Source organism: Micromonospora sp. DT44, assembly GCF_049841635.1.
Taxonomy (GTDB): Bacteria; Actinomycetota; Actinomycetes; order Mycobacteriales; family Micromonosporaceae; genus Micromonospora.
In genome coordinates this window covers 8,908-34,902 of the sequence record NZ_JBNCKS010000002.1, presented here as the reverse complement: position 1 = coordinate 34,902, position 25,995 = coordinate 8,908, and the positions used below count along the sequence as shown (strand labels likewise).

Sequence of the window (25,995 nt, the reverse complement as noted above, 5' to 3'; positions counted from 1 at the left end):
TCTGGAGGACCACCCCATGGGCCGTTATCTGTTGAGACGGCTGCTCCAACTCGTGCCGGTCTTCATCGGCTCGACTTTCCTGATCTACTGGCTCGTCTGGTCGGTCCCGGGCGACCCGTTCGCCGGCAAGTGCGGCGAGCGCCGCTGCCCGGATCAGTACATCGCGTACATGACCGAGAAGTACCACCTGGACCAGAACGTCTTCGTGCAGTACGGCAACTACATGAAGAACCTCCTTCAGGGCGACTTCGGGCAGACGTTCTCGCAGCGCGAGATCGGCGACATCATCGCCACGGCGTACCCGAACACGCTGAAGCTGGCCCTGGTCGCGCTCGCCATCGAGGCCATCATCGGCCTCGGCGCCGGCATTCTGACCGGCCTGCGCCGCAACGGCTTCATGGACAACCTGGTCCTGGTCTCGACCCTCTTCCTGCTCGCGCTGCCGGTGTTCGTCGTCGGCTTCGTGCTGCAGTGGCTGCTGGGCGTGCAGTGGAAGATCGTCCACCCGACGGTCTCGTCCGAGATGCGCTTCTCCGAACTGCTCGTCCCGGGCTTCGTGCTCGGCAGCGCGTCGGTGGCGTACATCGCCCGGGTGGCCCGCACGAGCATCGCGGAGAACCGCCGCGCGGACTACGTGCGCACCGCCATCGCCAAGGGCCTGCCGATGCGCCGGGTCGTCGGTGTGCACCTGCTGCGCAACTCGCTCATTCCGGTGGTCACCCTGCTCGGCACCGACCTTGGCGCGCTGATGGGCGGCGCGATCGTCACCGAGGGCATCTTCGGCATCAACGGAATCGGCCGCGAGGTCTACCGCGCGATCATCACCAAGGAAAGCGCTACGGTGGTCGGCATCGTGGTCGTACTGGTGGTCGTCTATCTGTTGATGAACCTGTTGGTCGACCTGCTCTACGCCGCCCTGGACCCGAGGATCCGTTATGAGTGACCCAAGCACCGCATCGATCGTCAGCACCCCAACCCCGCAGGCGACCGACACCCCGGCCGCTCCGGGGCCCCAGAGCAACGAGAAGCCGCGCGGTCTGCTCGGCGACGCCTGGCGCGACCTGCGCCGAAAGCCGCTGTTCTGGATCTCGGCGACGGTCATCGTCATCTTCCTGTTGATGGCGGCCTTCCCGTCGCTGTTCGCCCCGGGCGACGCGGTCAACGGCTCCCTGTCGCGCAGCCTCAACAAGGCGTCCGGGGACGCCTGGTTCGGGTACGACCTGCAGGGCCGGGACGTCTACGCCCGCGTCATCTACGGCGCGCGCGCCTCCGTCGTGGTCGCCGTGCTCTCCGTGATCGGCACCCTGCTGGTCGGCGGCACCATGGGCATCATCTCCGGCTACCTCGGTGGTTGGGTCGACACGCTGCTCAGCCGGATCGCCGACGTGTTCTTCGGTATTCCGTTCGTGCTCGGCGCGATCGTCATCCTGACCACGTTCAACGGTTCGGGCGCCACCAACAGCAAGGCCGAGATCATGGGCCTGGTGACCATCTCGCTGATCGTGCTGAGCTGGCCGGTCGTGATGCGGCTGATGCGCTCCTCGGTGCTCGCCACCAAGGAGGCCGACTACATCGTCGCGGCCCGCGCTCTCGGTGCCGGTAGCGGTCGGATCATCCTCAAGCACCTGCTGCCGAACTGCCTGGCTCCGCTGCTGGTCTACGGCACGATCATGGTCGGCTCGTTCATCGGCGCCGAGGCCACCCTGTCGTTCCTGGGTGTCGGCCTGAAGTCGCCGGTGGTGTCCTGGGGCATCATGATCAGCGACGGCAAGGATTTTATCCGGGTCGCGCCGGGGCTGGTGTTCTTCCCCGCCGCCTTCCTCGTCGCCGCAGTGCTGAGCTTCGTGATGCTCGGTGAGGCGGTCCGCGAGGCCCTCGATCCGAAACTCCGCTAGGGGAGATCCAGTGTCCGACATTCTCGTGTCCGAGCAGTCCGCGCCGGGATCCGGCGGGTCCGGACGTCCCTCCGGCCGGCTGCTCGAGGTCGACGACCTGCGGGTGGAGTTCCGTACCCGGGACGGCGTCGCAAAGGTCATCAACGGGGTCACGTACCACGTCGACGCGGGGGAGACCCTCGCCGTGCTCGGCGAGTCCGGCTCCGGCAAGAGCGTCACGGCGCAGACCATCATGGGCATCCTCGACATGCCCCCCGGCTTCGTCACCGGTGGGCAGGTCCGCTTCCACGGCAAGGACATGCTCCGCATGGCCGGCGAGGAGCGCCGCCGCATCCGCGGCGAGGGCATCGCGATGATCTTCCAGGACGCGCTCTCCGCCCTGAACCCGGTCTTCACCGTCGGGTTCCAGATCGCCGAGCAGTTCCGGGTCCGGCGGGGCATGGGTCGCGCCGACGCCAAGAAGCGCGCGATCGAAATGCTCGACCAGGTCAAGATCCCGAACGCCAAGGGCCGGTTCAACAACTATCCGCACCAGTTCTCCGGTGGTATGCGGCAGCGCGCGATGATCGCGATGTCGCTGGCGCTCGACCCCGAGGTGCTGATCGCCGACGAGCCGACCACCGCGCTCGACGTGACCGTCCAGGCCCAGATCATGGACCTGCTCGCGGAGCTTCAGCGTGAGCGGCAGATGGGCATGATCCTGATCACCCACGACCTCGGCGTGGTCGCCGACGTCGCGGACCGGATCGCCGTCATGTACGCGGGCCGCATCGTCGAGGAAGCCGACGTGTACGACCTGTACGCCAAGCCGGCGCACCCGTACACGATGGGTCTGATCGACTCGATCCCGCGGCTCGACGAGAAGGGGCAGCAGCTCCGGACGATCAAGGGTCTCCCGCCGAACCTGATGAACATCCCGCCGGGCTGCCCGTTCAACCCGCGCTGCCCCATGGCTCAGCCGGTGTGCCGGGAGAAGGTCCCCCCGCTGCTTCAGGTGGGCCACGCCCGGGCCAGCGCCTGCCACTTCGCCGAGGAGCTGGTGAACCGTGTCTGAGAACATCCTCGAGGTCCGTGACCTGGTCAAGCACTACCCCGTCACCCAGGGTGTGGTGTTCAAGAAGACCGTCGGTCAGGTCAAGGCCGTCGACGGGGTCTCGTTCGGTCTGCGGGCCGGCGAGACGCTCGGTGTCGTCGGTGAGTCCGGCTGCGGCAAGTCGACCCTCGCCCGGGTTCTGATGAACCTGGAGAAGCCGACCGCCGGCAGCGTGGTCTACAAGGGCCAGGACATCTCCAAGCTCTCCGGTGGGGCGCTGCGCCGGCTGCGTCGGCAGATCCAGCTGGTCATGCAGGACCCGTACACGTCGTTGAACCCGCGGATGACGGTCGGCGACCTGATCGGTGAGCCGTTCGAGATCCACCCGGAGGTGGCGCCCCGGGGCAGCCGTCGGGCCAAGGTCCGCGAGCTGCTCGACCTGGTCGGCCTGAACCCGGAGCACATCAACCGGTACCCGCACCAATTCTCCGGCGGTCAGCGGCAGCGCATCGGCATCGCCCGGGCGCTCGCGCTGCGGCCCGAGGTGATCGTCTGCGACGAGCCGGTCTCGGCGCTGGACGTCTCCATCCAGGCCCAGGTGATGAACCTGCTGGAGAAGCTGCAGGTTGAGCTGGGCCTGTCGTACATCTTCATCGCCCACGACCTGTCGGTGGTCCGCCACCTGTCGAACCGCGTGGCGGTGATGTACCTCGGCAAGATCGTCGAGATCGGCACCGAGGACGAGATCTACGAGCGGCCGACCCACCCGTACACCCAGGCGCTGCTCTCGGCGGTGCCGGTGCCGGACCCGACCCAGCGGAACAACAAGACGATCATCCGGCTCACGGGTGACGTGCCGTCGCCGATCAGCCCGCCCTCGGGCTGCCGGTTCCGGACCCGCTGCTGGAAGGCGCAGGATGTCTGCGCCGAGCAGGTCCCGCTGCTGGAGATCCGTCGCGACTCGGACCACCCGAGCGCCTGCCACTTCGCGGAGCGGCGCGAGATCGTCGCCACCCACGAGGCGTGATTTCACCGGAACCGCCTGCCGACGTCACCATGACGACGGCAGGCGGTTTCGTCTGTCCATGCCCTCAGAGCGGCCCGCGGCCCGCTCGCAGCAGCAACAGCGCCAGTTGCGTACCGTCGGCGCCGAGCGCGAGCCGGAAGCGTTCCAGGATGTCCCGTTCCCGGGAGAGCACCAGCCGCGTGCCGCCGGAGGCCATCCGGGTCGCGCCGACCTCCCGCGACAGCGCGGCCCGCTCCTGCCAGAGCGTGATCAAGGCGTGGTCGATCTCGTCGATCCGCTCCCTGATCTGCACGATCCGCGCGGCGGCGGTCGGCTCCACCGTGCCGGTCTGCGCGTCGGCCGGTTCGCCGGACTCCATCGGGGGGCCCGCCTCCGGCACGCTCCCGTCGACCGGGGCCTGTGCCGGGTCCGGCCGTGCCGGGCCGTCGTTCTGCTCCACCACGTCTGTCATCATCGGGTACCTCTCGCGCTCCGGTGCCCCGTGCCCGCAACCCGGGACGAAAAAGCCCCGGACTCCAGGAGCCCGGGGCTTTTCGCAGGTCTGATCGATCAGGCGCGACCTACGGCAGCCGGACTCCCGGTGCCGTAGTAAAAGTAGTAGCGCGCTCCGATCACGCCGTCGAGTATGCCCACGAGGATGGCCGGCGCGCAAGGATTCGACGCGGTTCGTGACGCCGTGCCCGGCTGGCGGACGGGCCCCGCACCGGTCGGGAAGTGTCCGGCTGTCGGCATAGACTTGTCGCGCGATGCATCCTCTCTTCGACATCCCCGCGTCCCCGCCCGCGCCGGAGTCCGCGCCGGCCCGTCCGCACCGGCCCGGGTCGGCCTCCGCCCACCTCGATCCGCGGCAACTGCTCGACGGGTTGAACGGGCCGCAGCGCGACGCGGTCAGCCACGCCGGTTCCCCGTTGCTGATCGTGGCCGGCGCCGGTTCCGGCAAGACCCGGGTGCTCACCCACCGGATCGCCTACCTGCTCGCCGCACGGGACGTCCACCCCGGCGAGATCATCGCCATCACGTTCACCAACAAGGCGGCGGGCGAGATGAAGGAGCGCGTCGCCGCGCTGGTCGGTCCGCGGGCCCGGCTGATGTGGGTGTCGACGTTCCACTCCGCGTGCGTCCGCATCCTGCGCGCCGAGCACGAGCACGCCGGCCTCAAGTCGACGTTCTCGATCTACGACGCGGACGACTCCCGGCGCCTGATGCAGTTGGTCGCCCGGGAGTTGGATCTCGACCCGAAGCGCTACCCGGCGCGTGGGCTGGCCGCCCAGGTCTCCAACCTCAAGAACGAACTGGTCGACCCGGAACAGTTCGCCACGCGGGCCAGCGGGCCCAACGAGCGGGCGCTCGCCGAGGCGTACACGCTCTACCAGCGCCGGCTGCGCGAGGCGCACGCGCTGGACTTCGACGACCTGATCATGACGACGGTGCACCTGCTCCAGTCCCACCCGCACGTGGCCGAGAGCTACCGGCGGCGGTTCCGGCACGTGCTCGTCGACGAATACCAGGACACCAACCATGCCCAGTACACCCTGATCAAGGAGCTGGTCTCCGGCACCGACGGGTTGGCGCCGGCCGAGCTGTGCGTGGTCGGTGACGCCGACCAGTCGATCTACGCGTTCCGGGGCGCGACGATCCGCAACATCCTGGAGTTCGAGCGGGACTTCACCGACGCGCGGACGATCCTGCTGGAACAGAACTACCGCTCGACGCAGACCATTCTCAACGCGGCCAACGCGGTGATCGACCGGAACACCTCCCGTAAGCCGAAGCGGCTGTGGAGCGAGGCCGGCGACGGCGAGCGGATCGTCGGGTACGTGGCGGACACCGAGCACGCCGAGGCTGACTGGGTGGGTCGGGAGATCGACCGCCTCGTCGACGCCGACGAGACCCGCCCCGGTGACGTCGCCGTCTTCTACCGCACCAACGCCCAGTCCCGCGTCTTCGAGGAGGTGTTCATCCGCGCCGGCCTGCCGTACAAGGTGGTCGGCGGGGTGCGCTTCTACGAGCGCAAGGAGGTGCGCGACGCGCTGGCGTACCTGCGCTCGGTGGTCAACGACGACGACACCGTGAGCCTGCGGCGGGTGCTGAACACCCCACGCCGGGGCATCGGCGACCGTGCGGAGGCGTGCGTCGAGGCGCTGTCCAGCCGCGACCGGATCTCCTTCGGCGCGGCGCTGCGCCGGGCCCGTGAGGCGCCCGGCATCTCCACCCGGGCGGCCAACGGCATCGCCGACTTCGTGGCGCTGCTCGACGGCGCACGTGAGCTGGCCGAGACCGGCACCCCGGAGGAGGTGCTGGAGGCCCTGCTGACCCGCTCGGGCTACCTCACCGAGCTGGAGGAGAGCCTCGACCCGCAGGACGCCGGTCGGGTGGACAACCTCCAGGAGCTGGTCAGCGTCGCCCGGGAGTACACCGAGCGGATCGAGGCCCTGGGCGAGGACGGGGAGCGGGCCACCCTGGCCGGGTTCCTGGAGCAGGTCGCGCTGGTGGCCGACGCCGACCAGATCCCCTCCGACGACCCCGACCACCAGGGCGTCGTCACCCTGATGACGTTGCACACCGCCAAGGGCCTCGAGTTTCCGGTGGTCTTCCTGACCGGCCTGGAGGACGGCGTCTTCCCGCACCTGCGCTCGCTGGGCGACACCCGCGAGTTGGAGGAGGAGCGCCGACTGGCGTACGTGGGGATCACCCGTGCCCGACAGCGGCTCTACCTGTCCCGTGCGGTCACCCGCTCCGCGTGGGGGCAGCCGTCCTACAACCCCCCGTCACGCTTCCTGGAGGAGCTGCCGCCGGAGCTGGTGCGCTGGGAGCGCACCGAGGGGTCGTACACCTCGTGGGCTGGCGGAGGCGGCGGCGTCGGTGGCCGCGCGGACCGCGCGCCCGGCGGGCGCGGCACCTTCACCGGGGGTACGCCCAAGGCGGCTCAGCTCGCCCAGCGGCTCGGCGTGGACGGCAGTCGCCTGACCACGGCCAGCGAGCTGCCGCAGGGGCCGAAGGTGGCGGCCGGCGACCGGGTCAACCACCAGCGCTACGGCCTGGGCCGGGTGCTCGCCGTGGAGGGGCACGGCCCCGGCGCCCGCGCGCAGATCGACTTCGGCGACCAGACCATGTGGCTGGTCCTGCGCCACGCCCCGGTCGACAAGCTCTGACCACCCTGCGCCGATCTTGCACTTCCGATTGGCGACATGAGGGCTTGTGCCCTTTATGTCGCCGCAGAAAGTGCAAGATCGGCGCAGGTGCGGGGCGTCAGCAGCCCAGGTCCACGCCTCGCGCGCGCATGAACGGGGCGGGGTCGATCTGGTTCCACATGCCCTGGTGCACCTCGAAGTGCAGGTGCGGGCCGGTGGCATCGCCCGTGGCGCCCTCGTAGCCGATCACCTGGCCCGCTTTGACCTTCTGGCCGACGGTGACCGCGATGCGGCTCTGGTGGGCGTAGTGGGTCAGATAGCCGTTGCCGTGGTCGATGAAGACCGAGTTGCCGTACCCGTCGGCGGCGTCACCGGCCTGGGTGACGGTTCCGGCCGCCGCGGCACGGATGGGGGTGCCCGAGGGCAGCGCCAGGTCGATCCCGGCGTGCAGGGTGCCCCAGCGCTGGCCGAAGCAGGAGGTGACCTCGGCCCCGGGCATCGGATTGACCCAGGCGGCCGTCGGCTTGGTGGTCTTCTTCGGCTTCGGCTTCGGCTTCGCGAGGGCCGTCTTCGTGGGCGACGGGCTGGCGGCGACGGCCGAGGGGCTCGCGGTCGGGCTGGCCGACGGGGAGGCGGGCGCGCTCGACTCACGGGCCGAACGGTCGGCCCGGCTGGCGGCCTCGGCCCGGGACTGCGCGTCGAGGGAGACGGCGGTGGGCGCGGGCCGGTCGGGTCTGGTGGTGGCGACGGCGACCCCGCCCAGGCCGAGGGCGACCAGGCCGGCCGCGCCGAGCACGATGAGGCGGTTCCGCCGGCGGGCACGCCGAGGCTGCGCACCGGTGGTGTCGGGGGTGTTCTCGTTCTGGACGGGGCTGTCTTCCGGCACGGCGGACCTTCACAGTCGAGGGGCACTTGACCTCGAAATACTGGTGCCGGGCCGAGTGGGATGACCGCGTGGTCCGGCCGCCCGGCGCGCGGATGGCCGGCGAGCCGGCCCGTTATGAGGTGCTCTTTAGCCCTACGTCCGGAAAAATGATTATGTGCGGCGTGTGCTGGGACACAATCGCCGCTGTGACCCAGGAAACATCAGCACACGCAGAACCGCCCGGATCGGCAGATCCGGGCGGTCAACGGTCAGTACGCAGCGTCAGGACGCGGCTGCATCGCTGTAGATTGCCTCGACTTGCAGCTTGATGTCCACTCCGCGCTCCTGCAGGTACGGAACGGGGTCGATCGGTTCGCCCTTGACATGGAGTTCGAGGTGCAGGTGGGTGCCGTAGGCGTGACCGGTCTGGCCCACCAGGCCGAGCTGGTCGCCCGCCTTGACCTGCTGGCCCTCCTTGACGCTGAGCGCGGAGGAGTGGCCGTAGATGGCCTCGCTGCCGTCGGCGTGCTGCACGATCACGGCGTAGCCGTAGCCGCCGAACCAGCCGGCCTTGGTGACCAGCCCGTCGTGGACGGCCACGTAGGGCGTGCCCTCGGGGACGACCAGGTCGACACCGGTGTGCAGCTTGCCCCACCGCATCCCGTACGGCGAGTTGAAGTCGTAGCCCTGCAGCGGCAGCATCCAGACGTCGGGCTCGGCCGCTTCCTTGCCGCGGCTGTCCCGGGAGGCCCGGTCGGCGTTGTCCGCGCGGGCTGCGGCGTCCTGACTGGTGACCGACGCCTGCTTGAGCTCGTCGAGCACCGACGGGCTGACGTCCTTGGCGTCCGGCATGGCCGACGCGCCCAGCGCGACGATGCCCGCACCGACGAACGCGGTGGTGACGACCGCCGCGTAACGGCTACGCGGGGGGGTGGGTACGCGGCGGCGACCGCGATATCGATCGGGCTCAGACGACAGGCGCTGGCGCACGCACACCCTCCGTTGTCGGGGTTCCGAGGCGACCGGTTGGACGTCCGTGAAGCTCAGGTGAACGTCTGCCGACCGCGTCGTCACCCGTCCATGGACCTGATGACAACCGTGGACACGTTAGCCAACCACCAGGCGAGTCACAAGCCAGACCGCCGAATTGGCGTGTCGACTTGTCCGTTTGCGTCCGTGATTGTCACGCATCGTGCCGTCGAACGGTGCCCCCGTAACCACCCGTTCGTCGCCGAGCGTGACCGATCCGGCGGAGTAGTCCGGCTTGACGCCACGGCCGGGCGAGGACGCTTGCCTCCGGCCGTGTCCGAGGTCGCCGGGATGACGGACGTGTTTCCGGCCCGGATTTCCCGGCCCCGGCCGGGCGGGTTACCGTTCGTTCAGGTGAAGGCCGTGGAGCCGGTGAAAGGTGTGCGCTGATGAGCTCTCGAATTCGGGTCGTCGTCGCCAAGCCAGGTCTGGACGGCCACGACCGCGGTGCGAAGGTCGTCGCCCGGGCCCTGCGGGACGCCGGGATGGAGGTCGTCTACACCGGCCTGCACCAGACGCCCGAGCAGATCGTGGAGACGGCCATCCAGGAGGACGCCGACGCGGTCGGACTCTCCGTGCTCTCCGGCGCGCACATGACGCTGTTCCGTCGGGTGCTGGAGTTGCTCACCGAGCGCGACGCGCGGGACATCGTCGTCTTCGGTGGCGGCATCATCCCGAACGGCGACATCCCGGAGTTGGAGAAGCTGGGCGTCGCGAAGATCTTCACGCCGGGCGCCACCACCCAGGCGATCGTCGAGTGGGTCCGCGAGAACGTGGCGCAGCCGGTCTCCTGAGCGGAGGCGCTGTATCCGCGCACGGGGGAGGGGCCGGACGCACCCCTCACACGTCCGGCCCCTCTATGCACGATGCCCCGCCGCCACCCCTCGACCGACAGGGCATCGGCCGTCTCCCGTCATCGCGCTGTGCAGCGCTCCGACACCTGACTCAACGACGACCCCACGGCCGGGTTACGCACCCCCGCCAACATCGCCCGGACGGCTGACACCCACCCTGGCCTGGTCGGAACCGATCGTGTCCCGACCGCCTCTGTGCATTACCGCACACCGCGCACCCGCTCGGTTGCCGGCCGTGCCCACCTCGCTAGGCTGCCGCCAATGGCCTGTTTCAACTGATGACAGGCGTCAAACTGTTTTCTGAACGCTGGTGGCGGCGCGACGGCGCGCCGCGGAGACGGGACGGGACGCGCAATCGTGGACCTGTACGAGTACCAGGGGCGGGACCTGTTCGAGCGGCACGGCTTGCCCGTGCTGGCCGGCGGCGTCGCCACTACCCCGGAAGAGGCCCGTGCGATCGCCGACCGCCTCGGCGGTCGCGTGGTCGTCAAGGCGCAGGTGAAGGTCGGCGGCCGAGGTAAGGCCGGTGGCGTCAAGCTGGCCGAGGGCGCCGAGGAGACGGTGGCCCGCGCCACCGACATCCTGGGCATGGACATCAAGGGTCACACCGTCCACAAGGTCATGATCACCGTGACGGCGGACGTGGCCGAGGAGTACTACTTCTCGTACCTGCTCGACCGGGCGAACCGCACCTTCCTCTGCATCGCCAGCGTGGCCGGCGGTATGGACATCGAGCAGGTCGCCGCCGAGACCCCGGACCGCGTGGTGAAGGCGCCGATCGACGCCAACACCGGCGTCGACGAGGCCAAGGCGCGGGAGATCGTCACCGCGGCCGGTTTCCCGGCCGAGGTCGCCGACCAGGTCGTCGAGGTGGCCGTCGGCCTGTGGCAGGCGTTCGTCGCCGAGGACGCCACCCTGGTCGAGGTGAACCCTCTCGCCAAGAACGGCGACGGGCGGCTGCTGCTGCTCGACGCCAAGATCACTCTGGACGAGAACGCCGCGTTCCGGCACCCGGACCACGAGGCCCTGGTCGACCAGGCCAGCGTGGACCCGCTGGAGCAGGCCGCCAAGGCCAAGGACCTCAACTACGTCAAGCTCGACGGCGAGGTCGGCATCATCGGCAACGGCGCGGGTCTGGTCATGTCGACCCTCGACGTGGTCGCGTACGCGGGTGAGCGGCACGGCAACGTCAAGCCGGCCAACTTCCTCGACATCGGCGGCGGCGCGAGCGCCGCGGTGATGGCGAACGGGCTGGAGATCGTGCTCTCCGACCCGGCCGTGAAGAGCGTCTTCGTCAACGTCTTCGGCGGCATCACCGCCTGCGACGAGGTCGCCAACGGCATCATCCAGGCGCTGGCCCTGCTCGAGCAGCGTGGCGAGCAGGTCACCAAGCCGCTCGTCGTGCGTCTCGACGGCAACAACGCCGAGGCTGGCCGGGCGATCCTGGACGGCGCGAACAACCCACTCGTGCAGCGGGTGGACACCATGGACGGTGCGGCCGAGCGGGCCGCTGAGCTGGCAGCTGCGGGGGTCTGATCATGGCTATCTGGCTGACCAAGGACTCGAAGGTCATCGTCCAGGGGATGACCGGCTCCGAGGGCTCCAAGCACACCCGGCGGATGCTCGCCGCCGGCACCAACGTGGTGGGCGGCGTCAACCCGCGCAAGGCGGGCCAGAAGGTCGACTTCGACGGCACCGAGCTGCCGGTCTTCGCGTCCGTGGCGGACGCCATGGCCGAGACCGGTGCCGACGTCACCGTCATCTTCGTGCCGCCGCAGTTCACCAAGGCCGCCGTGGTCGAGGCGATCGACGCCGCGATCCCGCTGGCCGTGGTGATCACCGAGGGCGTGCCGGTGCACGACACCGCCGCGTTCTGGGCGTACAACCTCGCGCAGGGCGAGCGCACCCGCATCATCGGGCCGAACTGCCCGGGCATCGCCTCCCCGGGCGCGTCCAACGCCGGCATCATCCCGGCCGACATCACCGGCTCCGGCCGGATCGGCCTGGTCAGCAAGAGCGGCACGCTGACCTACCAGATGATGTACGAGCTGCGCGACATCGGCTTCTCCACCTGCGTCGGCATCGGTGGCGACCCGATCATCGGCACCACGCACATCGACGCCCTCAAGGCGTTCGAGGCCGACCCGGAGACCGACGCCATCGTGATGATCGGTGAGATCGGCGGCGACGCCGAGGAGCGGGCCGCCGAGTTCATCAAGGCCAACGTCACCAAGCCGGTGGTGGGCTACATCGCCGGATTCACCGCGCCCCCCGGCAAGACCATGGGCCACGCCGGTGCGATCATCTCCGGCTCGGCCGGCACCGCCGAGGCGAAGCAGGCGGCGCTCGAGGCCGTCGGGGTGAAGGTCGGCAAGACGCCGACCGAGACCGCGAAGCTGATGCGGGAGATCATGTCCGGCAACTGAGCCGGCAGGGCAACAGCGAAGGGGTCGACCGGAACCGGTCGGCCCCTTCGTCGTACCGCCGGCTCAGTCGTTGTTCCAGAACGGGTAGTTGCCGGTGAGACGCAGGATCGACCCGCCGATGATGTTGATCACGCCGAACGCGATGGCGAGGTAGCCGAGCACCGGTGACTGGCCGTTACGCCGCGCGTCGCGCAGTGACAGGTAACCGAAGATGATGCCGAGGATGCCGCAACAGATCAGGCCGAGGACGATGCCCAGCACGCCCCAGAGCGTGGTGCGGTCCCGGCCCCTGGCCGGCGGTGGCGGCGGGTATGCGGTCGTCACGACTACCTCCGGTGGGTCGTGGGCGGCCGACCGACCCGGGTCGCGACCGGCGGGTGGGACCCGATGGCGGCGACGGCCACCCCCCTCAGGGCCGAGGCTAGACCCGTCCGGGACGCCCGGACCCCGGTTCGCCCAACTCGCCGCCTTCCGGGGCGGGTTATCGGACTGCCACAGCCCGCGCGACGTGCCAGAGTAGAGCGGATGTCCCCCGTCACCCCTGACCGTCCCAGCCGTGCCGGCGGTGTACGCGCCGACGACCGGCCGGTCGACCGCGCCGCGCCGCGCCGACGGGTGCCCGCGCCCCGCGCCGGTGGGTCGCCGCGCGGTCGGGCGCCGCTGCCCGTCGCCGCCGGGGTGGCCGCCGGCGGGGCCGCCGTCACCTCGTACCTGCCGGTGGCCATCGTGCTCGGCCTGGTCCAGCTCGGCGCGGACTCCACCACGCTGGGCGGCACCCTGCGCACCGCGCTGGCCGGTTGGCTGGCCGGGCACGGCGTGCCGCTGCACACCGAGGCAGGCCCCTTCAGGCTCGCCCCGCTGGCGCTGACCGTGCTCGCGCTGTGGCGACTCAGCCGGGCCGGCGTGCACGTGAGCCGCGCGATCGGCGCCCGCGACAGCCGCTCACCGCGCCGGGCGCTGATCGCGGCCGGAACGGTCGGCCTGGCGTACGCGCTGCTCGGCGCCCTCGCCGCGCTGCTCATCGGCGCGCACGGGCCGCAGGTGTCCCCGGTGCGGGCGGCGGTCACGTTCGCGGTGGTCGGCACGCTCGGCGCGCTTGTCGGCGCGATCCGGATCACCGCCGTGACCCGGCTGCTCGTCACCCGGATACCCGGCCCGCTGCGCGACGGTGTCCGCACCGGCCTGGTGGCCGCGCTCCTGCTCCTCGGGGCGGGGGCCGGCGCGGCCGGCCTGGCCGTGGCCACCGGTGGCGGCGACGCGGCGGACATGATCGGCGCGTACCGGACCGGAGTGGCCGGGCAGGCCGGGATCACGTTGGTCAGCATGGCGTACGCGCCGAACGCGGCGGTCTGGTCGACGAGCTATCTGCTCGGGCCCGGCTTCGCGGTCGGCGTCGACACGGCCGTGCGCACCAGCGAGGTGTCCGTCGGCGCGCTGCCGGCCGTACCCCTGCTCGCCGGCCTGCCGCGCGGCCCGGTGGACGGTCTCGGCGCCCTGCTGCTCGCGGTGCCGCTGCTGGCCGGGATGGTCGCCGGCTGGCTGCTCGCCCGCCGGCTGGCCCGCGTCGCCGGGCCGGAGCGCACCCCGCGACGGTGGGCGGAGTTGCTGGCGCCGGCGGCGTTGGCCGGCCCGGTGGCCGGCGTGCTGCTCGGCGTCGCCGCCGCGGCCTCGGCTGGACCACTCGGATCGGGGCGGCTGGCGCAGCTCGGGCCGGTGGCCTGGCAGGTCGGTGCCGTGGCGGCCGGCGTCGTCGCGGTAGGCGCGCTCCTCGGCGCCGCCGCCACCCGCGTACTGGCCCGAACCCCCCGCCCCACCCCCTGACCACCCCTGCCTTCCTTCGTTGATCATGAAGTTGTTGTCACGACACGCCGAGGCGAGGGACGATAACTTCATGATCAACGCGTGGGGGGATCGAGGGCGGGAACGCCGCGGGGCGCCCCGGACAAATCCGGAGCGCCCCGACGAGAGGGTTGCCGATCAGGGCTCGGTCGGCAGGTTCACGTTCCCGATGATGCCCACGATGAACAGCAGGATGCCGATGCCGACGCCGACCGCGCCGCAGATCAGACCGGCCTTGGCCTGACCGGCGTTGCTGGCCTGGCCCTGGGCGACCTTCTGCTTGGCGAGGTAACCGGTCACGATGCCCGCGATGCCCACCGGGATACCCAGGTAGACGCAGCAGACCAGCGGGATCGACGCGATGCCGAGGATCAGCGACACCAGACCGAGGGTGTTGTTCTGCCCCTGGGCCTGCGGGTACCCGGCGTTCGGGTAGGTCGGGGCGCCGTAGGGCTGCTGCTGGCCGTACGGGTCCTGCGGCGGCTGCCCGTACGGGGCCTGCGGCGCGCCGTACGGGTCCTGCGGCTGCTGGCCGTAGGGCTGCCCCGGAGCGGGCTGGCCGTACGGCTGGCCCGAGGTGGGCTGCTGGCCGTACGGGGCGGCCGGCGGCGGGGCGTACGGGTCGTGCGGCGGCTGGGGTGCGGTCGGGTCGTTCGGCTGCTGGCCGTACGGGTCCTGACCGGGATTACCGGGCTGCATTCGAGAGAACTCCTTGGTTGGTTCCGTCAGTTGGTGCTGCTGTTCCCACTCATGATCGCGCCCAGACCACCCAACGCACAGCACAGCAACACGATGACAAGCCACGCGATGCCCACGATGAGGGCCCACTTCGACCACTTCCGCGACTCCGCGGCGGCGGCCTGGGCACCGGCGTAGTCACCCTGCTGCAGCAGCGGGTTGACCTTCGACGCGTTGATGATCGCGGGGATGGCCAGGGGCCAGAACAGGAAGATGGCGACGATCGACATCGTCATGTTGTTGTTGATCGGCGGCTGCTGCTGGGGGTGGGCGCCGGGATGCATGGGGGTGCTCCTCATTCGATCGGCACGCTCGCCGTGCCGGTTCACTGACAGGGGTGCGGGCCGGCGCGGTGTCCAGCCCGAGCGACCGGCAGCGTACCGGTTCGATGCTCGTCCGCACTGTCACAGATTCGGCGCGCCGCCCGGTCGAAGGGCGTTCGTGACCTGCCCGATAGGGTGTTGCGGTGACCGAGCCCGCGTCCGTCGCCCGCATCGTCGTCCTCATCTCCGGCTCCGGGAGCAACCTCCAGGCCCTGCTGGACGCCGCAGTCGACCCCGCGTACGGCGCCCAGGTGGTGGCGGTCGGCGCGGACCGCGACGGCATCGCGGGCCTGGACCGGGCCGAGGCCGCCGGGGTGCCGACGTTCGTCGAGCGGGTCCCGGATCACGACAGCCGCGAAGACTGGGACCGGGCGCTCACCGCGCACGTCGCCAAGCACCAACCGGACCTGGTCATCTCCGCCGGGTTCCTCAAGCTGGTCGGCCCGCACTTCCTCGCCGCCTTCGGCGACCGCTACCTGAACACCCACAACACCCTGCTGCCGGCGTTTCCCGGCATCCACGGCCCGCGCGACGCTCTCGCCTACGGCGTGAAGCTGACCGGGGCCACGCTGTTCTTCGTCGACGCCGGCATGGACACCGGGCCGATCGTGGCGCAGGTCGCGGTGCCGGTGCTCGACGACGACGACGTGGACACCCTCACCGAACGCATCAAGGAAGCCGAGCGCCGCCAGCTCGTCGAGCAGGTTGGTCGGCTGGTCCGCGAAGGCTGGACCATCACCGGAAGGAAGGTCACGGTTCCGTGAGTCCCACTCAGGACGGGCGTCGCCCGATTCGGCGGGCGCTGGTCAGCGTCTACGACAAGACCGGTCTGGTCGAGCTGGCCCAGGCCCTGCACGCGGCCGGCGTCGAGATCGTGTCCACCGGCAGCACGGCGGGCACCATCGCCGCCGCCGGCGTGCCGGTGACGCCGGTGGAGACGGTGACCGGCTTTCCCGAGGTGCTCGACGGCCGGGTGAAGACCCTGCACCCGAAGGTGCACGCGGGCCTGCTCGCCGACCTGCGCAAGGACACCCACGTGGCGCAGCTCGACGAGCTGGGGGTGGCCGCGTTCGACCTGCTGGTCTCCAACCTCTATCCGTTCCAGGCGACCGTCGCCTCCGGGGCCGGCGTCGAGGAGTGCGTGGAGCAGATCGACATCGGCGGCCCGGCCATGGTGCGCGCCGCCGCCAAGAACCACGCCTCGGTCGCCGTGCTCACCGACCCGGCCGGCTACCCGGCGCTGCTCGGCGCGCTCGACGAGGGCGGCTTCACGCTGGCCCAGCGCCGCGCGCTCGCGGCCCGCGCGTTCGCCGACATCGCCGAGTACGACGTGGCGGTCGCCCAGTGGTGCGCCCGTGAGCTGGCCCCCGCCGACGACACCTGGCCGGCGTTCGCCGGTTCCGCGCTGCGCAAGTCGACGGTGCTGCGGTACGGCGAGAACCCGCACCAGCCGGCCGCGCTCTACACCGACCCGGACGCCCCGGCGGGGCTGGCCCAGGCCGAGCAGTTGCACGGCAAGGAGATGTCGTACAACAACTACGTCGACGCGGACGCCGCCTGGCGGGCCGCTAACGACTTCGCCGACCAGCCGGCCGTGGCGATCATCAAGCACGCCAACCCGTGCGGCATCGCGGTGGGCGTGGACGTGGCCGAGGCGCACCGCCGGGCGCACGCCTGCGACCCGGTGTCGGCGTACGGCGGTGTGATCGCGGTCAACCGGCCGGTCTCGGTCGAGATGGCCCGGCAGGTCGCGGACATCTTCACCGAGGTGGTGGTCGCCCCCGGCTTCGACGAGGGCGCGATCGAGGTGTTGCAGGGCAAGAAGAACGTCCGGCTGCTGCGCGCGCCCGCGTGGACTCCGGCGAAGATGGAGTGGCGGCCGGTGACCGGTGGGGTGCTGACCCAGGTCGCCGACCGGGTGGACGCCCCCGGCGACGACCCCGCGAGCTGGCAGTTGGCGACCGGCGAGGCCGCCGACGAGGAGCTGCTGCGCGACCTGGCGTTCGCCTGGCGGGCGGTGCGCGCCGTGAAGAGCAACGCGATCCTGCTCGCCAAGGACGGCGCGACCGTCGGGGTGGGCATGGGTCAGGTCAACCGCGTCGACTCGGCGCAGCTCGCGGTCAGCCGCGCCGGCGCCGACCGGGCCCGTGGCTCGGTGGCCGCCTCCGACGCGTTCTTCCCGTTCGCCGACGGCCCGCAGATCCTCATCGACGCCGGCGTCCGCGCCATCGTGCAGCCCGGCGGCTCCATCCGCGACGAAGAGGTAATCGAAGCGGCAAAGAAAGCCAACGTAACGATGTACCTAACCAAAACCCGCCACTTCTTCCACTGACCCCTGACCCCCCGGGCCCACGCGCGGAACCTCGTTGATCATGAAGTTATTGCCCTGACACGCCGATGTGCAGGGCAATAACTTCATGATCAACGGGGTGGGCGGGAGGGCCGGCGGGTCAGGCTGTGGTGGGGGAGCGGAGTTCGGCGAAGTGGCAGGCGGAAGGGTGGGGGTCTGCCGCTCTCGGGACCGTTTGCGGGTCCTCAATGGCGCAGATCTCCTGGGCCTTCCAGCAGCGGGTCCGGAAATGGCAGCCGCTCGGCGGGTCGGCCGGGCTCGGCACGTCACCGACCAGCCGGATCATGTTGCGCTGGTCGCGTACCTCCGGGTCCGGCACCGGCACGGCCGAGAGCAGGGCCTGGGTGTACGGGTGGGTGGCGCGCTCGTAGATCTCGTCCTCGGTGCCGATCTCGACGATCCGCCCGAGGTACATGACCGCGACCCGGTCGGCGATGTGCCGCACCACGGACAGGTCGTGGGCGATGAAGATGTACGAGAGCCCGAACTCGTCCTGGAGCTGCTCCAGCAAATTGATCACCTGGGCCTGGATGGAGACGTCCAGCGCCGAGACAGGCTCGTCGCAGACGATCACCTCGGGCCGCAGCGCGAGCGCCCGGGCGATGCCGATGCGCTGCCGCTGACCGCCGGAGAACTGGTGCGGGTACCGGTTGATGTGCTCGGGGTTCAGCCCGACGACGTCCAGTAGCTCCTGGACCCGCTTGGCCTTGCTGCCCTTGGGCGCGGCGTCCGGGTGGATCTCGAACGGCTCGCCGATGATGTCGCCGACCGTCATCCGCGGGTTCAACGACGTGTACGGGTCCTGCATGACCATCTGCATGTTCCGGCGCAGCCGGCGCAGTTCGGACCCGGACGCCTTGAACAGGTCCCTACCCTCGAGGGTGGCGCTTCCGGAGGTGGGCGTCTCCAGCCGCATGAGCAGTCGGGCGAGAGTGGACTTGCCGCACCCGGACTCGCCGACCACGCCCAGCGTCTCGCCCCGGCGCAGCTCGAAGCTCAGGCCGTCGACGGCCTTGACCGCGCCGATCTGCCGCTGGAACAGCACACCCTGACTGATCGGGAAGTGCTTCACCAGGTTGTCGACGGAGAGGATCGTCTCGCCCCGGACCTTGGCGGAGCTAGCGGGCGCTGTCATCACGGACCTCCTGCGCGAAGTGGCAAGCGCTGGTCCGGCCGTCGCCGAGGACCAGGTCGTGCGGCACCACGTCCACGCAGACCTGCTGCGCGTACGGGCACCGGGGGTGGAAGGGGCATCCGGAGGGGATGCGCATGAGGTTCGGGGGCAACCCCTTGATCGTCGACAGTTCCTGGCCGCGGACGTCCAGGCGGGGGATCGATTCCAACAACCCCTTGGTGTACGGGTGGGCCGGCGCCCGGTAGAGCGAGCGAACGTCGGCGTGCTCGACGATCCGGCCCGCGTACATGACCGCGATCCGGTCCGCGACGCCGGCGACCACGCCCAGGTCGTGGGTGATCAGGATCATCGCCATGTTGAGGTCCCGGCGCAGGTCGGCGAGCAGGTCCATGATCTGGGCCTGCACGGTGACGTCGAGCGCGGTGGTGGGCTCGTCGGCGATGAGCACCTTCGGGTCCAGCGCCAACGCCATCGCGATCATGACGCGCTGCCGCATGCCGCCGGAGAACTGGTGCGGGTAATCACCGATCCGCTTGGCGGCGCCGGGGATCTTGACCAGGTCCATCAGCTCGACCGCGCGACGGCGGGCGTCACCTCGGGACATCCCGGCGCGCTGGCGCAGTGTCTCACCGATCTGCCAACCGACCGGGAACACCGGGTTCAGGGCGGACAGCGCGTCCTGGAAGATCATCGCGATCTCCTTGCCGCGTACCTGCCGACGCTGCTCCTCGGAGCGGGTGAGCAGGTCCTGACCCTGGTAGAGGATCTGGCCGGAGCGGACGAACGCGGGCGGTGTGTCCAGGATGCCCATGATCGCCTGCGCGGTGACCGACTTGCCGGAGCCGGACTCGCCGAGCACGGCGAGCGTCTCGCCGGCGTCCAGGTGGTACGACACCCCATTGATCACCCGGGCCACACCCTCGTTGGTGCGGAACTCAACGTGCAGGTCCCGCAACTCCAGCAGGTGGCCGCCCTCAGGTGTGGCGGAGGCGGGCGTGGGTTCGACGGTCATGAGTGAATCACCGCAGCTTCGGGTCGAAGGCGTCACGGATCGCGTCGCCGAGCATGATGAACGCCAGGACGGTGAGCGCGAGGAAGGCCGACGGAACGAGAAGCGGGGTGGCCGCCTCGCGCATGTGGATCCGGCCGGTGTCGATGTCCTGGCCCCACGAGATGGTCGGCGCCTTGAGGCCGATGCCGAGGAAGGACAGCGTCGCCTCGGCGGCGATGAACGAGCCGAGCGCGATGGTCAGCACCACGATGGCCGGGGCCAGCGAGTTCGGCAGGATGTGCCGCCACATGATCCGGCTGTTGCCGGCGCCGAGCATCCGGGCCGCCGCGACGTAGTCCTGTTCCTTGGCGGTGATCACCGAGGAACGGACCACGCGGGCGGCGGTGGTCCATCCGAGGAGCGCCAGCACGAAGACGACAGCGCCGATCCGGGCCCACTGGCTGTCGCTGGACACCCGCTTGAGCAGCACGATCGCGGCCAGCAGCAGCGGGATACCGAGCACCACGTCGATCACCCGGGAGAGCACGGCGTCGACCCAGCGGCCGAAGTAACCGGCGAGCATGCCGACCACGAGCGCGATGATCCCGGTGCCGAGGGTGGCGAGCGCACCGACCAGCAGTGAGGCCCGGGTGCCGTAGACCGCCCGGGAGTACGTGTCGCAGCCCTGGAAGTCGTACCCGAAGATGGCCCCGCCGGACGGCCCGGCGTGCTGTCGGGAGAGCAGGCAGTCGTTCGGGTTGTTCGCGGTGAAGACCCCGGGGAGCAGTGCCATCAGGGTGAAGATGGTGACCAGCGCCAACGAGATCCAGAAGATCGGGTTGCGGCGCAGGTCCCGCCAGGCGTCTCCGGCCAGGCTGCGGGGCTTCTGCGGAGCGCCTACCTGGTTGGGTGCGCCCGGTTCGCCCGAAGGGCCCCGTCGCGCGGCCTGGTTCTCGCTGGCCGCGACAGTTTCAAAGTCACTCATGCCGGCACCTCGCTGCGCTCACTCATAGCGGATCCTCGGGTCGAGTACGGCGTACAGGACGTCCACCACCAGGTTCGAGACCAGGTAGACCACGACCAGCACGCTGACGATGCCCACCACCAGGGGGCCGTCCTCGGTGCGGATGCCGCGGAAGAGGTTGAAGCCGACGCCGGGGATGTTGAAGACGCCCTCGGTGATGATCGCGCCGCTCATCAGGTTGCCCAGTTCCACACCGAGGAAGGTGACCACCGGGATCAGTGAGTTGCGCAGCACGTGGACGACGACGATGCGCCGCTTGACCAGACCCTTGGACCGGGCGGTCCGGACGTAGTCCGCGCGCAGGTTCTCCGCCACCGAGGCCCGGGTGAGTCGCAGGGCGGTGGCCAGCGAGAGGGAGCCGAGCACGATGCCCGGCAGCAGCAGCGCGTAGAACGTCGGGTCGGAGCCGGCGGTGGGTGGGAAGAGCTGCCACTTGACGCCCAGGATGTACTGCGCCAGGGGCGCCAGCACGATCGTCGGGATGCCGAGCACCAGGAGGGTCAGCACGAGCGTCGAGTTGTCGAAGATGCTGGCCCGGCGGATGCCGGCGAGCACCCCGGCGGTGACGCCGAAGATGATCGCCACGGCGAGGGCGATGAGCGCGAGCCGCACGGTGACCGGCCAGGCCGACTGGAGGATGTCACCGATGTTCCGACCGGTCAGTGACTCGCCCAGGTTGCCCTGGAGCAGGTTCTTCACGTAGTCGAAGTAGCGGTAGAAGAACCCGCCGACGCCGGTGGCGTCGAGGTGGTACTTCTCGGTCAGGTAGGCCCGTTGCGCTGGCGTCACCGGCCGTTCGCCGGCGAGCGCCTGGATCGGGTCGCCCTGCCCGGCGAATGTCAGCGCGTAGACGATCAGGGTGGTCCCGAAGAACGCCAGGACCATCTGCAGTAGGCGCCGCAAGATGTAGCGGAACATGCTTAGCAGTCTCTCCGGAAATGTGCGAAAGGGTCGCAGGACGGCATCTCTGGTCGTACCCGAAATATCCGGGATGGGCCGTCCGGCCCGGGGGAGCCGACGCCACCGACGCCGGGTCCGCTGCTGCGGCCCGGCCCCGGTGGTGCAGACCGGGCCACCCGGGCTTCGTCGCCCGGGTGGCCCGCAGCATGCTCAGCTCAGCTGGCTGCTTCGATCTTGACGAGGTTGACCCGCTGGAACAGGTCCATCTGCACGTTCTTGACCTTGGACGAGTAGCCGAACACGTTCTGGCCGAAGCGCAGCGGGATCACCGGCATGTCCTTGGCCAGGATGTCCTCCGCCTGCTGGTACTTGGCGATCGCCTCGTCCTGCGTCTTGGCGGCGGAACCCTCCTTGACCAGCCTGTCGAAGTCCTTGTTGCTGTAGCCGTAGTAGTTCGACGAGCCGTTCGTGCTGTACAGCGGGCCGAGGTAGTCCTCCATGGTCGGGTAGTCCATGACCCAACCCATCCGGAAGGCACCCACCGGCGTCTTCTTCTCGACCTTGGTCAGCAGGTCGGCGAACTTCGGCTCGGCCGAGCCGACCGCGTCCACACCCAGGTTGGCCTTGAGCTGGTTGACCGTGGCGTCGACCCAGTCCTTGTGGCCGCCGTCGCCGTTGTACGAGATGACGATCTTCGACGGGCCGCCGGCGGCCTGGTAGAGCTTCTTGGCCTCGGTCGGGTTGAACTCGCCGGCCTTGCCCGCGGTGTTCTCCCGGTAGCCGGGCAGCACCGGCGAGACGAAGGAGCGCGCCGACGTCTGCGAGCCCTTGAAGACCGACTTGGTGATCTCGTCACGGTCGATCGCCATCGAGATGGCCTTGCGCACGTCCGGGTTGCTGTAGTCCTTGTCGAACGTCGGGAACGCCAGGAACTGGAACGACGACATCGGGCTGGTCTGGTACCGGTCGCCCAGGTCGGTCGGCGCGGTGCTCAGGCTCTCGGTCGGGATCGTCGGCAGCACGTCCAGGTTGTCCGCCAGGACGTCCGCGTACGCTGCGGTTAGCTGCTGGTAGATCCGGAACTCGATGTCCTTGACCTTGGGCTTCTCGCCCGGGAACGCGTCGTAGCGCTCGACGTCGATCTTGCTGTCGTGCTGCCAGGTGCCCTTCATCTTGAAGGGGCCCTGCCCGATCGGCGCCTGCTCGTAGGAGTCCTTGAGCACGCCCGGAGCCGAGAACGCGGCGTCCGGCATCGGGAAGAACGCGTTGTAGCCCAGCGTCGTGCGGAAGTCGATGTACGGGTCGGAGAGCGTCACGGTGAAGGTGAGGTCGTCGACCTTCTTCAGACCGGACATCTCCTTGGCCTTCGGCGCCTTGCCCTGCAGGTCGGCGTAGCCAGCGATCTTCTCGAAGAAGTAGTTGCTGTCCTGGCCGTTCGGGGCGTACGCGCCGTAGTTCCACGCGTTGATGTAGTTCTGGGACGTGACCTTCTCACCGTTGTGGAAGGTGTAGCCGTCCTTGAGCTTGATCGTCCAGACCTTGTTGTCGGACGAGGTGATCGACTGGGCAGCCACCTCGTACGGCTTGTTCTGGGCGTCGTAGTCGACGAGCGGGCTGAACAGGCCGGCGATGACCTGAGAGCCGGACGTCTCCGTGGTGTTGGTGGGAACCAGGTGCTTCGGCTCGCCGATCTGGATGCTGACGGCCGAACTGCCGTTGCCACCGGATCCGCCGTCTCCGCCGCTGCCGCAGGCCGCGAGGCCCAGCGTCACCGCGAGCGGGAGGGCGGTCCAGGCAGCGAGTCTACGAACTCGCATTGAGCCTCCTCATCTCCTCACGCTGCGCAGTCATGCCCGACGCTGGGTTTACGCTGCGCAACAGGCGGTAACGGTAGGTCGGCCTACCGCCTCTCGACAACGGCTGGGTCGCGGGCGGGTAACGGTTCCGGTCGTACCTGCTTGCGTGCGGCCCTGACGCGTGCTACCCCAGACCGGACAGGCGGCGCTGAACTGGGAATTCGCCGGTGATATCGGAGATCTTCCGTGCTCTGGTGAACCGGATTCGGCGCTCCGTGGCGAGTCGTCCGGTGTCAGCCACGCGCGCCGCCGCCGCCGGTTTCGGTGGTGACCAGTTCCACAGATGGTCACTGATAGTGATGAAGGGCACGTAACTCTTCGTTACCGATGGGTGTGTGATCGGGGCCTCGACAGTCGGCCGGAGCGAGGTCCCGGGAACGGCAGGTGCCGGACATGAGACGATCTGGTCGTGACGGCGACGGTTCTGGACGGCAAGGCGACCGCAGCGGAAATCAAGGACGAGCTGCGTACGCGGGTGAAGGCGCTCGCGGAGCGCGGCATCATCCCCGGGCTGGGCACGGTCCTGGTCGGGGCCGATCCGGGAAGCCAGGCGTACGTCAACGGCAAGCACCGCGACTGCGCCGAGGTGGGCATCGCCTCGATCCGCCGGGAGCTGCCGGCCGACGCCACCCAGCAGCAGGTCGACGACGTGATCGCCGAGCTGAACGCCGACCCGGCATGCCACGGCTACATCGTCCAGCTGCCGCTGCCCGCCCACCTGGACACCCAGCGGGTGCTGGAGCTGATCGACTCGGACAAGGACGCCGACGGCCTGCACCCGGTCAACCTGGGTCGCCTGGTCCTCGGCTACGACGGTCCGCTGCCCTGTACGCCGCGCGGCATCGTCGAGCTGCTCCGCCGCCACGACGTGGCGCTGCGGGGCGCCACCGTGGCGGTCGTCGGCCGGGGCAACACCGTCGGCCGCCCGCTCGGCCTGCTGCTCACCCGCCGTAGCGAGAACGCAACGGTGACCCTCTGCCACACCGGCACCCTCGACCTCGCCTCGCACACCCGCGCCGCCGACATCGTCATCGTCGCGGCCGGCGTACCCGGACTGCTGACCGTCGACATGATCAACCCCGGCGCGGTGGTCGTGGACGTCGGCATCACCCGGGTGATCGGCCCGGACGGCAAGGGCCGCTACACCGGCGATGTCGACCCGGAGGTGGCCGAGACGGCCGGCGCTGTCGTCCCGATGCCCGGCGGTGTCGGCCCAATGACCCGCGCCATGTTGCTGACCAACGTGGTGGAGCGCGCCGAACGCGGCTGACCCGCGCACCGGGGGACGCTGGTGACGTTCGCCCCATCCCGGGGAAGGCCGCCGCCCCTGGCCCGATCGGTGCCAGGATGGCTGATACGGTCCGGAAAACCGACTGGTATCAGGGAGTGGGACGACCATGGGTAAGAAGGTCACTGTCGTCGGGGCTGGTTTCTACGGCTCCACCACCGCACAGCGCCTGGCCGAGTACGACGTCTTCGACACCGTAGTGATCACCGACATCGTGGAGGGCAAGCCCGCGGGCCTCGCGCTCGACCTCAACCAGTCGCGGGCCATCGAGGGCTTCGAGACCAAGGTCGTCGGCGTGACCACCGGCCCGAACGGTGAGGGCTACGAGGCCATCGAGGGCTCCGACGTCGTCGTCATCACCGCCGGTCTGCCCCGCAAGCCGGGCATGAGCCGGATGGACCTCCTGGAGACCAACGCCAAGATCGTCCGCCAGGTCGCCGAGAACGTCGCCAAGTACGCCCCGAGCGCCGTCGTCATCGTCGTCTCCAACCCGCTGGACGAGATGACCGCCTTGGCGCAGCTCGCCACCCAGTTCCCCAAGAACCGGGTCCTCGGCCAGGCCGGCATGCTCGACACCGCGCGGTTCAGCAACTTCGTCGCCGAGGCGCTGAACGTGCCCGTGGCGTCCGTGCGCACCCTGACCCTCGGCTCGCACGGCGACACCATGGTTCCGGTGCCGTCGAAGAGCACCGTCAACGGCAAGCCGCTGCGCGACGCCATGCCGGCCGAGCAGATCGAGGAACTGGTCGTCAAGACCCGCAACGGTGGCGCCGAGGTCGTCGCGCTGCTCAAGACCGGTTCGGCGTACTACGCCCCGTCCGCCGCCGCCGCCCGCATGGCGAAGGCCGTGGCCGAGGACTCCGGCGACGTCATGCCGGTCTGCGCCTGGGTCGACGGCGAGTACGGCATCTCCGGCGTCTACCTGGGCGTCGAGGCCGAGATCGGCGCCGAGGGTGTCCGTCGGGTCGTCGAGACCGACCTGGACGCCGACGAGCGCGCGAGCCTCCTCGAGGCGGCCGAGGCCGTCCGCGCGAAGCAGGGCGACATCTCCAGCATGTGATCCACCAGCAACGCGACGAAGGGCGCGCCGGCCAAGCCGGCGCGCCCTTCGTCGTACTCCCTCCCACCCCACCCCACCCCAACCCCCGCACCGCACCACCCCCGACCCCGCCCCGGCCTCGCCGTCCCGGTCCGGCCCTACCGTCCCCGGTCTGGCCTCGCCGTCCCGGTCCGGCCCTACCGTCCCCGGTCTGGCCTCGCCGTCCCGGTCCGGCCCTACCGTCCCCGGTCA

At 70.0% G+C, this 25,995-nt stretch carries 24 protein-coding genes; 13 read left to right on the top strand and 11 right to left on the bottom strand.

Annotated elements, in window-relative coordinates; all coding sequences use genetic code 11:
- The first annotated feature begins 16 nt into the window (after positions 1-16).
- The 4 genes from ACLQ25_RS01455 to ACLQ25_RS01440 are packed head-to-tail and all read left to right on the top strand — an operon-like array spanning position 17 to position 3,955.
- Positions 17-943 carry an ABC transporter permease gene (locus ACLQ25_RS01455; protein WP_425728372.1) on the top strand — a complete coding sequence of 309 codons (927 nt, stop codon included), beginning with the start codon at positions 17-19 and terminating at the stop codon, positions 941-943.
- Entirely contained in the window at positions 936-1,895 is a 960-nt protein-coding gene (locus tag ACLQ25_RS01450) for an ABC transporter permease (protein WP_425728370.1), read from the top strand. Before ACLQ25_RS01455 ends, ACLQ25_RS01450 begins: the two co-directional genes overlap by 8 nt.
- 25 nt (positions 1,896-1,920) lie before the next feature.
- Positions 1,921-2,949, top strand: a complete 1,029-nt coding sequence (locus tag ACLQ25_RS01445) for an ABC transporter ATP-binding protein (protein ID WP_425728628.1) — start codon at positions 1,921-1,923, stop codon at positions 2,947-2,949.
- The gene (locus tag ACLQ25_RS01440; protein ID WP_425728368.1) at positions 2,942-3,955 is read left to right on the top strand and encodes an ABC transporter ATP-binding protein; all 1,014 of its coding nucleotides are present in this window, start codon (positions 2,942-2,944) and stop codon (positions 3,953-3,955) included. Before ACLQ25_RS01445 ends, ACLQ25_RS01440 begins: the two co-directional genes overlap by 8 nt.
- Before the next feature lie 64 nt (positions 3,956-4,019).
- On the opposite strand, the gene ACLQ25_RS01435 is transcribed toward ACLQ25_RS01440, so the two are convergent.
- Positions 4,020-4,409, bottom strand: coding sequence for a chorismate mutase (locus tag ACLQ25_RS01435; protein ID WP_425728366.1), 390 nt, complete (start codon positions 4,407-4,409; stop codon positions 4,020-4,022).
- 292 nt (positions 4,410-4,701) lie between these two features.
- On the opposite strand from ACLQ25_RS01435, the gene pcrA reads away from it, so the two are divergent.
- The gene (pcrA, locus tag ACLQ25_RS01430) at positions 4,702-7,107 is read left to right on the top strand and encodes a DNA helicase PcrA (RefSeq protein ID WP_425728365.1); all 2,406 of its coding nucleotides are present in this window, start codon (positions 4,702-4,704) and stop codon (positions 7,105-7,107) included.
- A 97-nt stretch (positions 7,108-7,204) separates the two neighbouring features.
- On the opposite strand, the gene ACLQ25_RS01425 is transcribed toward pcrA, so the two are convergent.
- The gene (locus ACLQ25_RS01425; RefSeq protein ID WP_425728363.1) at positions 7,205-7,972 is read right to left on the bottom strand and encodes a M23 family metallopeptidase; all 768 of its coding nucleotides are present in this window, start codon (positions 7,970-7,972) and stop codon (positions 7,205-7,207) included.
- Between the two features lie 261 nt (positions 7,973-8,233).
- Positions 8,234-8,941: a M23 family metallopeptidase gene (locus ACLQ25_RS01420; RefSeq protein WP_425728361.1), complete on the bottom strand. Its 708-nt coding sequence runs from the start codon at positions 8,939-8,941 to the stop codon at positions 8,234-8,236.
- A gap of 428 nt (positions 8,942-9,369) precedes the next feature.
- On the opposite strand from ACLQ25_RS01420, the gene ACLQ25_RS01415 reads away from it, so the two are divergent.
- From ACLQ25_RS01415 to sucD, 3 genes are all read left to right on the top strand, one after another.
- Positions 9,370-9,774, top strand: a complete 405-nt coding sequence (locus tag ACLQ25_RS01415; RefSeq protein WP_425728359.1) for a cobalamin B12-binding domain-containing protein — start codon at positions 9,370-9,372, stop codon at positions 9,772-9,774.
- 417 nt (positions 9,775-10,191) lie between these two features.
- The gene (gene sucC / locus ACLQ25_RS01410; protein ID WP_425728357.1) at positions 10,192-11,370 is read left to right on the top strand and encodes an ADP-forming succinate--CoA ligase subunit beta; all 1,179 of its coding nucleotides are present in this window, start codon (positions 10,192-10,194) and stop codon (positions 11,368-11,370) included.
- Between the two features lie 2 nt (positions 11,371-11,372).
- Positions 11,373-12,260 carry a succinate--CoA ligase subunit alpha gene (gene sucD, locus ACLQ25_RS01405; RefSeq protein ID WP_121654418.1) on the top strand — a complete coding sequence of 296 codons (888 nt, stop codon included), beginning with the start codon at positions 11,373-11,375 and terminating at the stop codon, positions 12,258-12,260.
- 63 nt (positions 12,261-12,323) lie between these two features.
- Here sucD and ACLQ25_RS01400 read toward each other — a convergent pair whose 3' ends face one another.
- Positions 12,324-12,584 carry a DUF4190 domain-containing protein gene (locus ACLQ25_RS01400; protein ID WP_357174470.1) on the bottom strand — a complete coding sequence of 87 codons (261 nt, stop codon included), beginning with the start codon at positions 12,582-12,584 and terminating at the stop codon, positions 12,324-12,326.
- Between the two features lie 201 nt (positions 12,585-12,785).
- Here ACLQ25_RS01400 and ACLQ25_RS01395 point away from each other — a divergent pair, with 201 nt between their 5' ends.
- Positions 12,786-14,081 carry a DUF6350 family protein gene (locus ACLQ25_RS01395; RefSeq protein ID WP_425728354.1) on the top strand — a complete coding sequence of 432 codons (1,296 nt, stop codon included), beginning with the start codon at positions 12,786-12,788 and terminating at the stop codon, positions 14,079-14,081.
- Positions 14,082-14,237: 156 nt separating this feature from the next.
- Here the strand turns inward: ACLQ25_RS01395 and ACLQ25_RS01390 are convergent, their stop codons facing one another.
- Positions 14,238-14,798, bottom strand: a complete 561-nt coding sequence (locus ACLQ25_RS01390; protein ID WP_425728352.1) for a DUF4190 domain-containing protein — start codon at positions 14,796-14,798, stop codon at positions 14,238-14,240.
- A gap of 26 nt (positions 14,799-14,824) precedes the next feature.
- On the bottom strand, positions 14,825-15,121 hold the full coding sequence (locus ACLQ25_RS01385; RefSeq protein WP_363661426.1) for a CD225/dispanin family protein: 297 nt from the start codon (positions 15,119-15,121) through the stop codon (positions 14,825-14,827).
- A 182-nt stretch (positions 15,122-15,303) separates the two neighbouring features.
- Here ACLQ25_RS01385 and purN point away from each other — a divergent pair, with 182 nt between their 5' ends.
- Together purN and purH are read left to right on the top strand one after the other, a co-directional pair.
- Complete coding sequence (gene purN, locus ACLQ25_RS01380; protein WP_425728350.1) at positions 15,304-15,924, top strand: phosphoribosylglycinamide formyltransferase; 621 nt, start codon at positions 15,304-15,306, stop codon at positions 15,922-15,924.
- Positions 15,921-17,492, top strand: coding sequence for a bifunctional phosphoribosylaminoimidazolecarboxamide formyltransferase/IMP cyclohydrolase (gene purH / locus ACLQ25_RS01375; protein ID WP_425728348.1), 1,572 nt, complete (start codon positions 15,921-15,923; stop codon positions 17,490-17,492). Before purN ends, purH begins: the two co-directional genes overlap by 4 nt.
- Positions 17,493-17,610: 118 nt before the next feature.
- Here the strand turns inward: purH and ACLQ25_RS01370 are convergent, their stop codons facing one another.
- The 5 genes from ACLQ25_RS01370 to ACLQ25_RS01350 all read right to left on the bottom strand — a co-directional run bounded on the left by ACLQ25_RS01370 (position 17,611) and on the right by ACLQ25_RS01350 (position 23,377).
- Complete coding sequence (locus ACLQ25_RS01370) at positions 17,611-18,645, bottom strand: ABC transporter ATP-binding protein (protein ID WP_425728346.1); 1,035 nt, start codon at positions 18,643-18,645, stop codon at positions 17,611-17,613.
- Entirely contained in the window at positions 18,629-19,657 is a 1,029-nt protein-coding gene (locus ACLQ25_RS01365; RefSeq protein ID WP_425728344.1) for an ABC transporter ATP-binding protein, read from the bottom strand. The genes ACLQ25_RS01370 and ACLQ25_RS01365 overlap by 17 nt, the downstream gene beginning before the upstream one ends.
- Positions 19,658-19,664: 7 nt before the next feature.
- Positions 19,665-20,621 (bottom strand): ABC transporter permease, encoded by a 957-nt coding sequence (locus ACLQ25_RS01360; protein WP_355050655.1) that lies wholly within the window; start codon positions 20,619-20,621, stop codon positions 19,665-19,667.
- An 18-nt stretch (positions 20,622-20,639) separates the two neighbouring features.
- The gene (locus tag ACLQ25_RS01355; protein ID WP_425728341.1) at positions 20,640-21,578 is read right to left on the bottom strand and encodes an ABC transporter permease; all 939 of its coding nucleotides are present in this window, start codon (positions 21,576-21,578) and stop codon (positions 20,640-20,642) included.
- A 197-nt stretch (positions 21,579-21,775) separates the two neighbouring features.
- Positions 21,776-23,377, bottom strand: coding sequence for a peptide ABC transporter substrate-binding protein (locus tag ACLQ25_RS01350; protein WP_425728339.1), 1,602 nt, complete (start codon positions 23,375-23,377; stop codon positions 21,776-21,778).
- A gap of 448 nt (positions 23,378-23,825) precedes the next feature.
- Between ACLQ25_RS01350 and ACLQ25_RS01345 the strand changes: the two genes are divergently transcribed.
- A complete protein-coding gene (locus ACLQ25_RS01345; protein WP_425728337.1) occupies positions 23,826-24,686 on the top strand; it encodes a bifunctional methylenetetrahydrofolate dehydrogenase/methenyltetrahydrofolate cyclohydrolase in 861 nt (286 codons plus the stop codon).
- 127 nt (positions 24,687-24,813) lie between these two features.
- The gene (locus ACLQ25_RS01340; RefSeq protein ID WP_425728335.1) at positions 24,814-25,764 is read left to right on the top strand and encodes a malate dehydrogenase; all 951 of its coding nucleotides are present in this window, start codon (positions 24,814-24,816) and stop codon (positions 25,762-25,764) included.
- The last annotated feature ends 231 nt before the right edge of the window (positions 25,765-25,995 follow it).